The organism is Aeromonas sp. S12(2024) (assembly GCF_041402305.1).
GTDB lineage: Bacteria > Pseudomonadota > Gammaproteobacteria > Enterobacterales > Aeromonadaceae > Aeromonas > Aeromonas veronii.
The window spans coordinates 38643-52097 of the sequence record NZ_JBGLRB010000003.1 but is presented as its reverse complement, the minus strand read 5'-3'; the positions used below and the strand labels follow the sequence as shown (position 1 = coordinate 52097).

11 protein-coding genes are annotated in these 13455 nt (G+C 60.4%); 5 read left to right on the top strand and 6 right to left on the bottom strand.

The window, feature by feature from the left end:
• The first annotated feature begins 176 nt into the window (after nucleotides 1-176).
• Nucleotides 177-2174, top strand: coding sequence for an alkyl/aryl-sulfatase (locus ACB035_RS03830; RefSeq protein WP_371166725.1), 1998 nt, complete (start codon nucleotides 177-179; stop codon nucleotides 2172-2174).
• Complete coding sequence (locus ACB035_RS03825; RefSeq protein ID WP_371166724.1) at nucleotides 2171-2695, top strand: hypothetical protein; 525 nt, start codon at nucleotides 2171-2173, stop codon at nucleotides 2693-2695. The genes ACB035_RS03830 and ACB035_RS03825 overlap by 4 nt, the downstream gene beginning before the upstream one ends.
• Nucleotides 2696-2779: 84 nt before the next feature.
• Here ACB035_RS03825 and speA read toward each other — a convergent pair whose 3' ends face one another.
• Nucleotides 2780-4681, bottom strand: a complete 1902-nt coding sequence (speA, locus tag ACB035_RS03820; protein ID WP_005344160.1) for a biosynthetic arginine decarboxylase — start codon at nucleotides 4679-4681, stop codon at nucleotides 2780-2782.
• A gap of 1014 nt (nucleotides 4682-5695) precedes the next feature.
• On the opposite strand from speA, the gene pepT reads away from it, so the two are divergent.
• Nucleotides 5696-6919: a peptidase T gene (pepT, locus tag ACB035_RS03815; RefSeq protein WP_371166723.1), complete on the top strand. Its 1224-nt coding sequence runs from the start codon at nucleotides 5696-5698 to the stop codon at nucleotides 6917-6919.
• A gap of 208 nt (nucleotides 6920-7127) precedes the next feature.
• On the top strand, nucleotides 7128-8837 hold the full coding sequence (locus tag ACB035_RS03810; RefSeq protein WP_371166722.1) for a lysophospholipid acyltransferase family protein: 1710 nt from the start codon (nucleotides 7128-7130) through the stop codon (nucleotides 8835-8837).
• 112 nt (nucleotides 8838-8949) lie between these two features.
• Here ACB035_RS03810 and ACB035_RS03805 read toward each other — a convergent pair whose 3' ends face one another.
• From ACB035_RS03805 to ACB035_RS03790, 4 genes are all read right to left on the bottom strand, one after another.
• Nucleotides 8950-9258, bottom strand: coding sequence for a SelT/SelW/SelH family protein (locus ACB035_RS03805; protein WP_043821170.1), 309 nt, complete (start codon nucleotides 9256-9258; stop codon nucleotides 8950-8952).
• 77 nt (nucleotides 9259-9335) lie between these two features.
• Nucleotides 9336-10460, bottom strand: a complete 1125-nt coding sequence (locus tag ACB035_RS03800; RefSeq protein WP_064340983.1) for an adenosylhomocysteinase — start codon at nucleotides 10458-10460, stop codon at nucleotides 9336-9338.
• A gap of 182 nt (nucleotides 10461-10642) precedes the next feature.
• Nucleotides 10643-11380, bottom strand: a complete 738-nt coding sequence (locus ACB035_RS03795; RefSeq protein WP_371166721.1) for a hypothetical protein — start codon at nucleotides 11378-11380, stop codon at nucleotides 10643-10645.
• Complete coding sequence (locus ACB035_RS03790; protein WP_194495818.1) at nucleotides 11380-11940, bottom strand: YceI family protein; 561 nt, start codon at nucleotides 11938-11940, stop codon at nucleotides 11380-11382. Before ACB035_RS03790 ends, ACB035_RS03795 begins: the two co-directional genes overlap by 1 nt.
• 109 nt (nucleotides 11941-12049) lie before the next feature.
• Here ACB035_RS03790 and ACB035_RS03785 point away from each other — a divergent pair, with 109 nt between their 5' ends.
• Nucleotides 12050-12952, top strand: coding sequence for a LysR family transcriptional regulator (locus ACB035_RS03785; RefSeq protein ID WP_005334412.1), 903 nt, complete (start codon nucleotides 12050-12052; stop codon nucleotides 12950-12952).
• A 55-nt stretch (nucleotides 12953-13007) separates the two neighbouring features.
• On the opposite strand, the gene ACB035_RS03780 is transcribed toward ACB035_RS03785, so the two are convergent.
• Nucleotides 13008-13424, bottom strand: a complete 417-nt coding sequence (locus tag ACB035_RS03780; RefSeq protein ID WP_323894859.1) for a hypothetical protein — start codon at nucleotides 13422-13424, stop codon at nucleotides 13008-13010.
• Between the last annotated feature and the right edge of the window lie 31 nt (nucleotides 13425-13455).

Here is a 13455-nt window from a genome sequence, read left to right as displayed (position 1 = left end):
CGACCTATCTTGATACAGATCAAGATGTGCAACGGCAGTGCTCCTGCGGACGCAACTCCCGCAGTTTTCCTCCCGGATGGCGTTGTGCAGCGCAAGTCCTCCTTTCTTCTCTTCCCTGCCTTGAGCCTGACTACACTTAGCCCTGTCGACCCACACCACCATCTGGAGTCATACCGATGAAACCGAGGCTTTCCACCCCCACGATTTTCTCGCTCTTGCTCTGTGGCGCACTGCTTGTGCAGCCTGCACTTGTGCAGTCGGCCAAGGCCGCCATCGACCCCAAGCCTGCCAGTGAATTTACCATCAAGGCAAACCAGCAGGTGCTCAATACCCTGCCCTTCAATGACAAGCAGGATTTCGAGGATGCCCAGCGTGGCTTTATCGCCAAACCGGAGACCCTGACCATCAAGGATGACAAGGGCAACGTGGTGTGGGATCTGGAGCAGTACAAGAGCTACATCGGCCTCGACAAGGCCGCGCCGGACAGCGTCAACCCCAGCCTGTGGCGCAATGCCCAGCTCAACATGCAGTACGGCTTGTTCAAGGTCACCGACAAGATTTACCAAATTCGCGGCTTTGATCTCTCCAACATCACCTTTATCGAAGGCAACAAGGGATGGCTGGTGTTCGATCCGCTGATCTCCCCGCAAACCGCCAAGGCGGCGCTGGCCTTCATCAACAAGACCCTAGGGGAGCGCCCGGTCACCGCGGTGGTCTACAGCCACTCCCACGTGGATCACTACGGCGGTGCCGCCGGTCTGTTCAACTCGCTGGACGAGGTGAAAAAGAACGGCGTCGAGATCATCGCGCCGGAAGGATTTACCGAACACGCGGTGTCGGAGAACGTCATCGCTGGCAATGCCATGGCTCGCCGCGCCGTCTACATGTACGGCGCCCTGCTGCCGCGCAACCCGCAGGGGGGCGTCAACGGCGGTCTGGGGCAAACCACCTCCACCGGCGTGCCCTCGCTGCTGCTGCCGACCCGCTTTATCACCAAAACCGGTGAAACGCTGACGGTCGATGGCGTCAAGATGGTCTTCCAGATGACCCCGGGCACCGAAGCCCCGGCCGAGATGAACACCTGGTTCCCGGACAGCAAAGCATTGTGGATGGCCGAAAACACCACCAACACCATGCACAACATCCTCACCCTGCGCGGCGCCCAGGTGCGCGATGCGCTGAAGTGGGCCAGCTTTCTCAACGAGACCATCGAAACCTGGGGTGATCAGGCCGAGGTCAAGTTCCAGAGCCACCACTGGCCACGCTGGGGCAATACCAACATCGTCGACTACTTCAAGAAGCAGCGTGACCTCTACAAATACATCCACGACCAGTCGGTGCGCCTGATGAACATGGGCTATACCGGCGAGGAGATCTCCGAGCAGATCACCCTCCCCCCCGAGCTCAACGACTTCTGGCCGAACCGCGGTTACTACGGCACCCTGCGCCACAACAGCCGCGCCATCTATCAGCGCTATATGGGCTGGTACTCCGGCAACCCCTCCGATCTCGACAACCTGCCCCCAGAAATGGTCGGCCCCAAATATATCGAGTTCATGGGGGGCGAGCAGGAGGTACTGAAAAAAGCCAAAGCTTCGTTCGACAAGGGGGAATATCGCTGGGTAGCAGAAGTGCTCAAACATCTGGTGTTTGCCAACCCGAACAACACAGAGGGCAAGCTGCTGCTGGCAGATGCACTGGAGCAGCTGGGCTATCAGGCTGAATCCGGCCCGTGGCGCTCCGTCTATCTGCAAGGCGCCTATGAGCTGCGCAATGGCGTTCCCAATGTTGGCGGAACAGTCACCGCCTCACCGGACACCATCCGGGCCATGAGCCCCAGCATGCTGTTTGACTATCTCTCGGTGCGCATTAATCCCGAGAAAGCGGCGGGCAAGAAGATGGTCATCAACATGGCGTTCACCGACATCGGGGAGAAACATACCCTGAGTCTGGAGAACTCGGTGCTCAACCACACAACCCGCTATGCCGCCAAGCCTGATGTGACCATTACCCTGAGCAAGAAGACGCTGGATGATATCCAGCTCGGTCAGGGCACCATGGAGCAGAAGATCGCCAACGGCGAGATCAAGATCGAGGGGGATCAGCAGAAGTTCAGTGACTTCATCAGCCTGCTCGACAAGTTCAACTTCTGGTTCAACATAGTGACGCCATGATGCAACGCACCTTGCGCGCATGCATGGTCCTGCTCTGCCTCATCCCCGGGATGGGGCAGAGCTGTGGTTATGATGCCCTTTATCCCAATCCGTTCGAACAGAGCTGGCCCGGCACGGTCAATATTGCCATGGCAACAGCGACTGCGGTGAGCCGTGAGCAATTGCCCCCCTTGGCAGCCCTGACAGGCGAAGCCGGCTTCTCCCGTAGCCAGGCATGGCTCCAAACCCTCAAACGTCGACTCCAGCAGGCAGAGGTAGGCGGCGGGATCTCCATCCTGCTTATCGACTCAGGACTCTGGTCCAGAGTACGAGGCAAGGAGTCCCTACTGCTCCAGTTGCACACCAGCGGCCCAAACCCCAAAGACCGGGTGATGCTGCTGAGTGAAGCCGCCATCAACGCCATGTTGAATGGGTCGCTCACCATCGAGCAGGGACTGCAATTGGGTATTGTGGAGCTGCAAAGAGACGACAATCAGCAGTTGCAGCGGGATCTGCACAAGGCGCTGAGCTCGCAGACCTGACCACCACAGGAGAAACAGATAGGACAAAGGGAGGCAAATGCCTCCCTTTTTTATGCCTTCACGGCGAACGTCAAGCGCGGGCGCTTATTCGTCTTCCAGATAGGCGTAGCCTTGCAGGCCCAGCTCCAGCTCGTCGAGCAGGGCTTTGCGAGTGGCATCGTCCAGCGCCGGGTGAGCGGCGATCCGCTGGTAGTTTTCGCGGATCACGGACGGGTCGATGTTGACGTAACGCAGCAGCTGGTCGACGGTGTCGCCGCGCACCACGTTGCGAATGTCCATCTTGCCCTCTTCGTCCAGCCACACTTCCGCGCAGTGGGTGTCACCGAACAGGTTGTGCAGATCGCCCAAGATCTCCTGATAGGCACCGACCAGGAAGAAGCCGACGTGGCACTCTTCGTTCTCGCCGTAGACCGGCATTGGCAGGGTGCTCTCGACCCCCAGACCGTCGACATAGTGCTCGACCTGACCGTCGGAGTCACAGGTGATATCCATCAGGATACCGCGACGGCTAAGCGGACGATCGAGACCAGCCAGCGGCATCACCGGGAATACCTGACCGATACCCCAGGCATCCGGCAGGGACTGGAACAGGGAGAAGTTGGCAAAGCACTTGTCCGCCAGCTTTTCACTCAGCTCGTCAGCCAGCGCACGGTGGTTGCGGTTGACCGGGTTGAGCATCTCTTTGAGTGCCAGACAGGTGTTCTGGTGCAGCATCTCGGCCCAGGCACGCTGTTCAAGGTTCAAGAGGCCCATGGTGTACTGGGTATTCACGTCACCCAGATCTGCCACCGAGTCATGGAAGATCTCCAGCAGGGAGGGATCTTCGCTGCGCAGATCCAGCCAGCCTTTCCACATGTTCTGCAGAATGGTCGGTGCATCTTCGTCCGGCGCGCTGATGTCGTTCATCTCCACCCCTTCGGCACCAATGATATTGGTGACCAGCACGGCGTGGTGGGCAGTCAGGGCACGGCCGGACTCGCTGATGATGGTCGGGTGCGGCAGATCGAACTCGCGGCAGACATCACCGATGCCCCATACCACGTTGTTGGCGTACTCGGAGAGGCTGTAGTTGGCGGAGCAGTGGCTCTGGGAACGGGTTCCCTCGTAGTCCACGCCCAGGCCACCACCGACGTCCACTACCTCGATGTTGGCACCGAGGCGACGCAGTTCAGCATAGAAACGGCCGCACTCGCGGATGCCGCCCTGAATGTCGCGGATATTGGCGATCTGGGAGCCCAGATGGAAGTGCAGCAGTTGCAGGCAATCCAGCTTGCCCAGCCCGCGCAGACGTTCGATCAGCGCCAGGATCTGGGAGGCGGAGAGACCAAATTTGGACATGGAGCCACCGCTCGATTCCCACATGCCGGAGCCGGTGGAAGCGAGCTTGGCACGCACCCCGATGTTGGGCTTGATGTTGAGACGAGCTGACTCGTCCAGCACCATTTCCAGTTCGGAGGGCTTCTCCACCACGATGTAGACCTTGTGGCCCATCAGGTTGCCCAAGAGGGCGTGGCGGATATATTCGCGGTCTTTGTAACCGTTGCAGACGATCACCGAGCCTTGCTCATGGTGATGGGACAGCACGGCCAGCAGTTCCGGTTTGGAACCAGCTTCCAGGCCAAGCCGGGGCTTGTCGCTGTAGGACTGGCTGATGGTCTCGATGACACGACGCTGCTGGTTTACCTTGATCGGGTAAACGCAGAGGTAGTCCCCTTCATAGCCAGACTTCTCGATGGCCTGACCAAAGGCGTTGAACAGCGCATCGACCCGACTCTTGAGGATGTCAGGGAAGCGCAGCAACACGGGGGTGGTCAGCCCGGACTGACGCAACTGTTCGATGGCGTCAGAGAGCACGATATGCGCGTCAGGGCGTGATTTGTCGGGGGCGACGGTCACATGACCGGCGTCATTGATATTGAAAAAACCCGCACCCCAGTAGGGAACGTTGTAGACCTTCAAGGAGTCCTTGCTGGACCAGTTAGTCATGGGCTATGCCTCGCAAATGAGCGACCCAAAGTCGCCTTCGTTACCCTCAATCACATCCAGACCATCTAGTGCAGAGTAAGGCGAGCGCTGCCATCACGAGACGCAGCCACCCAAACCAACGCTTTGCACATCGCGGCAAGCCAGAGGCTGCCTGGTGGATCTTGGGGAAGTAACGAGTCTTGATGTGGGGCTGGTGGCTTTACATCAAGCTCAACGGTATGCGGTGCCACTATGCCGTGGCGCCGCGGTACTTTGATGACAGACGACATCAGCCACGCCGTCAGTTCATCATTCGGCAGCGATCCCGACAGAAGGAGAGGGTTCCAAGGAAGAGAAGCGAAGGCGCCAGCACGCATGCGTGTTGATAGACGACAACAACCACAGCCCACCTCACCGTCAGTGACCGCCCATGACAAGGGAAGATGATGAGCCGGTGGCCCACTCGGTCAAATGAAGGATGAGAGTCTGTTGTTCTCCCTGATACCGGAGCCTAACCGGTATTAAAGAAACCATTCCCCAGCAGTGTCTGTCGTTTCTGCGTGCCTCGCCCTATAGGCGTATGATCGGTCGGGTTTCTGGCGGCTCTGCCTGCTTCAGGGTTGCCCTTGGATCGGCGCGGAGTGTACACACTTACCGCGGGCAGTGACAATAAAAAATAGTGTTCAAAATCCCCTTTTAATAAGTCGATCAAATCTTGCTGGCGGGCAGGCGGGCTCTGGGATGGCGCAGGTTATGCGACAGCCCGGTTTCCCCTTGAAAAGTGTGTGAAAACGCCATGATTGGGCTGACGCCTTGCTGTGCGGTCGCTGAGGGGAATTTGGCCGCCACCGCCAGCGCCTAAATATCGCAATAAATGCCACATTTATGCGATCTCCCTCCCGGACGTTGCCCCGCGCGCCGCACATTCGCCGCTCTTCCCTTGCGTCAAAAAATGGGAAAAACCTGCGCTGACGCAATGAGTGCCCCGCACGGATTAGCCACAATGACCGCTCACAATCGGTTAGAGGCTGACTAATGGATACCCTGCTTGAGCGTTTTCTGCGTTACGTAACTTTTCATACCCGCTCCGATGAGACCAATCCAGCCTGCCCCAGCAGCGAAGGCCAGCTGATCTTTGCCCGCGCCCTGCAAGAAGAGATGAAGGCGCTGGGGCTAACCCGGGTCACCCTGGATGAGCACGGCTACCTCACCGGCTGCCTGCCGGGCAACCAGCCGGACGCCCCCGCTATCGGCCTGATTGCCCACATGGATACCGCCGACTACGAGGCGGAGCACGTAGTACCGCAAATCATTGAGAACTATCAGGGCGGCGACATCTGCCTTGGCAAGGGTGACGAGGTGCTCGCCATCCGTGACTACCGCTTCCTGAAAAACTATCTGGGTCAGGATCTCATCACCACCGACGGCACCACCCTGCTGGGCGCCGACGACAAGGCAGGCATTGCCGAAATCCTTACCGCCATCGACCACCTGCAGGCCCACCCCGAGATCCCGCGCGGCGATATCTGGGTCGGCTTTACCCCGGATGAAGAGATTGGCCGTGGCGCCAACCTGTTCCCGCTGGAGAGATTCCCGGCCAAGTGGGCCTATACCGTGGATGGCGGCGAACTGGGCGAGCTGGAGTATGAAAATTTCAACGCCGCCAGCGCCACGGTGCGTTTTATCGGCAATAACGTCCACCCCGGCACCGCCAAGGGGAGCATGATCAACAGCCAAACCCTGGCCGCCCGCTTCCACGCCGCCATGCCTGCCGAGCAGACCCCAGAGTGCACCGACGGGTATGAGGGCTTCTTCCATCTGGCCCAGATGAGCGGCACCGTGGAGGAGAGCACCCTGCACTACATCATCCGTGACTTCGACGACGAGCACTTTGCCGCACGCAAAGCCGAGATACAGAACCGGGTGGCCGCCCTGCAGGCCGAGTATCCGAAGGCCCGCATCGAGCTGACCCTGACCGACAGCTATCGCAACATGCGCAGCCAGATCGAGCCGCACATGCATATTGTCGAGCTGGCCAAGGCCGCCATGGAGGCCGCCGACGTGGTGCCGAAAATCAAGCCCATTCGCGGTGGTACCGATGGCGCCCGCCTCTCCTTTATGGGCCTGCCCTGCCCCAACCTCTTCACCGGTGGCCACAACTTCCACGGCAAGCACGAGTTCATCCCGCTGCAATCGATGGAGAAATCGGTCGCCACCCTGGTGGAGCTGGTGCGCCTCACCGCAGCCTGGCGCGGTTAATCGGTAGCTGTCATTACCAGGGCAAAAGGGGGAGCCGGTTTGCCGGCCCCCCCCTTGCTATCTGGCCATCACCCATCAACAAAGGGAAACCGGGGAGAGTCGCGCAGGGGCAACTGGCTGCCACTGCCATCAAACTGTCATCCCGCTGACATGTCGCGGGAACAGTGTCACATCATGCTGGGAGCAACGGATCGCCGGAGCCCTCCAGATGTTCACTATCGATACCCTGCTGACCCAGCACTTCCCCCGCCTGCTTGGCTACCCCCTGCTTACCCCGTTGTTCAAGCGACTGCTGGGCTGGCTGCTCAACGAGCAGGCCTTTGCCGACTTTGCCGCACGCTATCCGCACCTGCGCGGCCTCGACTTTGTCGAGCAGGCGCTGACCCAACTCGATTTCGACTATCGGGTCAGCGAGGCGCAACTGGAGCATATTCCCGCCAGCGGCCGGGTCATTATTGTTGCCAACCACCCCATCGGCTCGCTGGACGGACTGGCGCTGCTGCAACTGCTCGGCCGCATCCGACCCGATGTGAAGATCGTCGCCAACCAGCTGCTGGCCCAGCTCGCGCCGCTGCACCCTTTGCTATTGCCGGTGGACAACATGGAGGGCAAGACCGATCGACAGGCCATCCTCGCCATGAACGAACACCTCGCCCATGAAGGGGCGCTGGTGATCTTCCCCGCAGGTGAAGTATCCCGGCTTGGCCTCAAGGGGGTGAAAGATGGCCCCTGGCAGGCAGGCTTTATCAAGCTGGCCCAGCGCACCCGCACCCCGCTGGTGCCCATCCATCTGGGGGGACGCAATAGCCTCTGGTTCTATCTCGCCTCCTGGCTCAACAAGCCCGCCTCCGCCCTGTTGCTGGTACGCCAGCTGTTTCGCCAGCAGGGGCAAACCCTGCCGGTGACCATAGGGGCACGCATTCCACTCGGCAGTTTTCAGGACCTGCCCGCCAAGACGGCGGCGCGGCTGGTGCGCAACCACCTCTACCGGATTGGCCGTGGCAAGGCGGGGCGCCTGCAGACCGAGGCCCCCATCGCCCTGCCGGAGGATCGCCGCCAGCTCAAACAGGCCATCGAAAGCTGCGAGCAGCTCGGCACCACCCCGGATGGTCAGGGGATCTACCTCTACCGCCGCCACGAACTGAGCCACTCGGTGATCCTGCGCGAGCTGGGGCGACTGCGGGAGATCGCCTTTCGCGCAGTGGGGGAAGGCTCCGGCAAGCGGCGGGATCTCGATGGCTTTGACAACGACTATCACCACCTGATCCTCTGGGATCCGGCCCGACTCGATATTATCGGCGCCTACCGGTTCGCCCCGGTGGCCGAGCTGCTAGCCAGCAAGGGGAAGGATGGCCTCTACAGCCACACCCTGTTCGGCTTTGAGGATAAGCTGCTGCCCCGGCTGGAGCAGGCCATCGAGCTTGGCCGCAGCTTTATCCAGCCCGCCTACTGGGGCAAGCGGGGGCTCGATTATCTCTGGTTCGGCATCGGAGCCTATCTGGCCCGCTATCCCCGCTACCGCTACCTGTTTGGCCCGGTGTCGCTCTCCGGCAGCCTGCCGCCGGCGGCCAAGGATCTGCTGGTGAGCTTCTACCGCCAGCACTTTGCCCCCGAGCTGGCGCTAGCCCCCTCCCGCCGTCCCTACCCCGAGACGCAACCTCTGTTCGAGGGCGTGGATTACGGCGCCGATCTCAAAGCACTCAAGGCCCGTCTCGACAATCTGGGCTGCGCCATCCCCACCCTCTACAAGCAGTACTCCGAACTGTGCGAGCCGGGCGGAGTGCAGTTTATGGATTTTGGCATCGACCCCGACTTCAACCACTGCATCGACGGGCTGGTGTGGGTCGATGTGAGCCGCATCAAGTCCCACAAGCGGGCCCGCTATATCGGCAGTCATCTGGCCGAGCCGCGCTTATAACCCTGCAGGCGCCAGGCAAACAGCCAAATGCAAAAAAGGAGAGAGGCCATCACCTCCCTCTCCTTTCGCTCTCATGCTCAGTACCTTTTCGAGGCACTCGGCCCATCTGGCGTTACTCGGCCGCCTTGCGATCCGAGTGGCCGAGATCCCGCTCAGGGGCGATGACGTCACGCACCCGCTGCTTGATCTCCTTGGCCTCGGGGAAGCCGTCATCGACCACCCGATCCCACACCTGCACCCCGCTCACCAGAATGCGGAACTCCCCCTTGCTGGCCGGCACCAGCGCCACCTCCCCCAGATCGCTGTCGAAGGTGGATAGTAGCTCCTGCGCCAGCCAGGCGGCGCGCAGCATCCAGCGACAGAGGGTACAGTAGCGGATTTCGATGCGGGGTTTGCTGATCAGGGTTTCAGACTCGGTCATGAGTGACTCCATAAAAAATCGGCCAATGGCGGGAAGTGGCGTACCGCTGCCCAATGGCCGATCCCGGTTTGGTCAAATCAGTGCTGATCAACACCATGAAAATCGGCCAGCCAATGGCGGGCAATGGTACGCATCGCCGATTCTGGCAGCTCGAACAGGCCGGGAGCAAGAGGGCCTGCCGCCAGCATCCGGATCCCTTCCATGATCTCCGCCAGCACCAGATAGACATATTCACCAATCACGGCGCCATGGACGAAGTTGACCGCCTCGCCCCGGTTGAGCAGGTAGATCTGGGTACCATCCGGCCGGTTGAGGGCCAGCACATGGGGGCACACCTCTTCGCTCGGCCACGGCAACTGGGCCAGCGAGAAGGCAAACTCGTCGTCGGCCGAGGTGACCGAGGCGACCATGGTGCCGGGGCGCAGCGCCTGCAGATCCGCCAAATCCAGCGAGCCGTTGCCGGTAGAGCAGATCACCAGCTCGGCGCGGCTCAACGCCTCGGCCTTGGTGATCAAGCGAAAACCGTGAGAGAGCGCTTCGACCTGTCGCAGCACATCGGTCTCCACCAGCCCGAGATGGAGGTTGCGACAGCGCAGGTCGCGGGCGATGCTACGCCCCACCTTGCCATAGCCAAACAGCGCCGCCTCGCAGACGTTGAAAGTACGGTTGAGATTACGAGCCAGCGACTCCGCGGAGTAGACCACGCTCAAACCAATCTGGATATCCTCGGCCTGCTTGAGGGGGCTGCGAGCCACCGACACCACAGGGGTCGCCAGCACCTCCTGCTCATAGCGTTGATGGCCGTTCTCGGTCATCTCCACCACCCCGAGGAAACGGGGGCCGAAGTATTCACTCAAGATCACCTGGGTTTTGGCAAAGTAACCACCAATATCGAGGATCAGCAACCGCTCGTGGGGGGCCACCAGCGGTGCAATCTGCTGGATGATGCTGTCGGGTTCATTGGTCCAGCGTCGGTTGAGGGGCAGCACCGGATAGTGCTGGGATACCCACTCCAGGGTCGGGCCGTGTACCGATTTCGGTTTGGGTAAAATGGCGCCAATCCGTCCAATCTGACCGAGAGCGTCGATAAAACGGGGGCGATCGGGAAGCAGATGAGTGACCAGCAGAATGCAGAGACCATCGATACGTCCCTGTCCGGTGAAATGGCGAAAAAACAGATGCTCAGATCCTTGACTGCGCAACTGTGGCCTCCTTATGTGCCGCAAAGCAGGCAAACAGAACCCGGCGCGGCCGGGTTCTGTGTGTGTCCAAATAAAATGAAAATCCTTTTTATCTGAAACACATATGGGGCTCAATCATTATCTACCAAGAGTATGAGCGAGTATGCAAAAATGACTGTAATTGCCTGTTTTTCATGCAAAAATCAGTACAAAGAAGCAGCAGGCCACACCCACCACAGGCTGAGCCCGGTTCCCGCGGCAGCGAGCAAGATCAACCCACCCCAACGCACTGGCCACGGTTTGTCACGCAACGCCCACTCCAGCAGCGGCAGCAACCAGACCGGCAGCAACACCACCAGCGGCACCTCCACATATTGCCAGGCCAGCATCTGGACGAAGGCGAGGGCCAGCGCCAGACCGGCGGGTGCTACCTTGATGCCAACAAAGGTGGCAAGCAGGGCGCGAAAACCGGCAAAAGCAGCCAGCGCACCGGCCAGCTGGGCAATCAGCAGGCTGCCATCGATGCCGATCACCAGCGCCAGCCAGATAAAGCCGAGGGCAAACCCGAGCCCTTCGCGGCTGTCACCGCGCAAGGTGCTCCAGCCAAACCAGAGGATGGCGGGCAGCAGCGCCAGCCAGATCCCGGGTTCGCTCGCCAGTACCGATGCCAATCCCTGCCACCACACCAGCGCACTGATCACGGCAAAGAGCAGCAGCGAGCCGCGCAGATCGTTCACCTGAGCCGCGATGACGGGGACCAACAGGGTTAGCGGCAGCCACTGCCACGCCTTTTCCGGTATGCCATAGAGGCCACCGAGCAAGGAGCCCACCAGCCAGAGCGCAAGCGCGCCCCACAGATAACCCAGTCGCGGCCAGCGCCACGATAGCAAAGCGGCTCCCAGAGGAGCCGCCAGGGTTTGCAGCAGAAGTTCCGCGCCCATTACTTGCGCACGCCTTCGACAAACAGGTTGATGTTCATCTCGTCCGGGATGCCGGGCAACATGTAGTTCACGCCAAAGTCACTGCGCTTGATGGTGGTGGAGGCGTTGAAGCCGCTGCGGTAGCCGCCCCAGGGATCCTTGCCCTCACCGATCTTGACCAGATCGAAGGCCACTTCCTTGGAGACGCCGTGCAGAGTCAGAGTCCCTTTCAGCACGCCTTTATCCTTGGTGCCCTCGTAAGCGGAGCTGACGAAGGTCATCTTGGGATACTGCTTCACGTCGAGGAAGTCCGGACTGCGCAGGTGCTTGTCGCGGGCCTCGTGATTGGAGTCGACGCTGGCGGCATCCACTTCAAAGCTCGCCTTGGCGGCCGCCGGGTTGGCGTCATCCATGCTGAAGGTGCCGCTGAAGGTGTTGAAGCGACCCACCAGCTCGGAGAAGCCCAGGTGACCCACCTTGAACTGCACCGTGGTGTGCGCCGCATCCACATCGTAATCCGCCGCCATCAGAGGGGTAGCCATAAACAGGCAGGAGGCCAGCAGAGCCTTGGTCATTTTCATCCGTTCGTTCCTTCATCTTGGGGTTCACATCAGTGGTTAAAATGCTAACCTCGTTCTGAAGATGAATAATCAGTGATTTATTAAATTCATTATTTACTGAGGATGGAAAATGGACCAGATCGCCGCCATGCGCACCTTTATCAAGGTGGTGGAGTGCCAGAGCTTTACCAAGGCCGCCAACCAGCTCGGCATCTCGGTCGCCATGGCCTCCAAACTGATGCAGCAGCTGGAGGAGTCCCTCGCCACCCGGCTGCTGTCGCGTACTACCCGTCAGGTCAATCCCACCGAAGCGGGCCAGTTCTACTACCAGCGCTCCCTCGCCCTGCTGGCAGAGCTGGAAGAGACCCACAGCCAGCTGACCCACCACAACCAGCAGCCCAACGGCACCCTCAAGCTCTCGGTGCCGATGGACTTTGGCTATCTGCACCTCTCCCCCGCCCTGCCGCTGTTTCGCCAGCGCTTTCCCGACCTCAAGCTCGATATCGAGTACAGCGACCGGCGGGTAGCGCTGGTGGAAGAGGGGTTCGATCTGGCGCTGCGGATCGGCCACCTCAGCGACTCCTCGCTGGTGGCGCGCCAGCTTGCCACCATTCGGGTCGAGCTTTGCGCCAGCCCCGCCTATCTTGCGCGCAAGGGCAGACCGGAAAAACCCGAGGATCTCAAGCAGCACGACTGTCTGATCTACACCCTGACCCAGCCGGAGTGGCACTTCAAACGGGGAAGCGAGCAGCAGAGCATCCGGCCACAGGGGCCGCTGCGGGCCAACAACGGGGTGGCGCTGACCCGCGCCGCTTGTGATGATCAGGGCATCATATTGCAGCCCACCTTTATCGTGGGGGAGGCCCTGCGGTCAGGGCAGCTGGTCAGCCTGCTGCCGGAGTGGGACAAGGGAGATGTGGGACTTTATGCGGTCTATCCGCACCGCCGCTTCGTCTCGGCCAAGGTGCGCTGCTTTATCGAGTTCGTGCAGGAGCGCTATCTCGCCCCGCAACAGTGGGATGCGCCGACCTGATGGTCAACGCTGACGGTTTGCTCTGACTTTCAGGCCTGCTGGCCCGGCAGACAACCTAACGTTGGCTGGGGGCCGCTGCGGGGGCGAGCGTTGCCAGCAGACGCGCCTGCTCGGGGTGCAACTGCCAGCGTGGCAAACGGGTGCGTATCACCGACAACTGCTGCTCACTGAGGGCATAGGGGAGCGCCACTTCAATCTCGGGGCAGTCAAACATGGCGGCCAGCTGCAGGATCAAAATGAGGTTTGCCTCGTCGGTCTTGTGCTTGTTGACCCGTTTGCGGATCTCGTGGCGCAGCTGGGTTTCGGGGTCCTGGGTCATCGCCTGCCAGCCGAAACCGAACAACGGCACCAGCGCGCTGACAATCCCCAGCGCCGTCATCGGCTGCTTCGGGGGATGATAGAGTGCGTTGAGATCCAGCCGAACAGGATTCTGACGAACCTCACCCTCACCAAATAAAATCGTTTTCGTCATTGGATTACCCGTTATATTCCACTAGACTGCG

Excerpts from the sequence above, each read along its gene's own strand:
- ACB035_RS03780 (WP_323894859.1), bottom strand. The coding sequence starts at position 13,424 with ATGACGAAAACGATTTTATTTGGTGAGGGTGAGGTTCGTCAGAATCCT.
- ACB035_RS03790 (WP_194495818.1), bottom strand. The coding sequence starts at position 11,940 with ATGAAAATGACCAAGGCTCTGCTGGCCTCCTGCCTGTTTATGGCTACC.
- ACB035_RS03805 (WP_043821170.1), bottom strand. The coding sequence starts at position 9,258 with ATGACCGAGTCTGAAACCCTGATCAGCAAACCCCGCATCGAAATCCGC.
- ACB035_RS03825 (WP_371166724.1), top strand. The coding sequence starts at position 2,171 with ATGATGCAACGCACCTTGCGCGCATGCATGGTCCTGCTCTGCCTCATC.
- pepT (WP_371166723.1), top strand. The coding sequence starts at position 5,696 with ATGGATACCCTGCTTGAGCGTTTTCTGCGTTACGTAACTTTTCATACC.
- ACB035_RS03795 (WP_371166721.1), bottom strand. The coding sequence starts at position 11,380 with ATGGGCGCGGAACTTCTGCTGCAAACCCTGGCGGCTCCTCTGGGAGCC.
- ACB035_RS03830 (WP_371166725.1), top strand. The coding sequence starts at position 177 with ATGAAACCGAGGCTTTCCACCCCCACGATTTTCTCGCTCTTGCTCTGT.
- speA (WP_005344160.1), bottom strand. The coding sequence starts at position 4,681 with ATGACTAACTGGTCCAGCAAGGACTCCTTGAAGGTCTACAACGTTCCC.
- ACB035_RS03785 (WP_005334412.1), top strand. The coding sequence starts at position 12,050 with ATGGACCAGATCGCCGCCATGCGCACCTTTATCAAGGTGGTGGAGTGC.
- ACB035_RS03810 (WP_371166722.1), top strand. The coding sequence starts at position 7,128 with ATGTTCACTATCGATACCCTGCTGACCCAGCACTTCCCCCGCCTGCTT.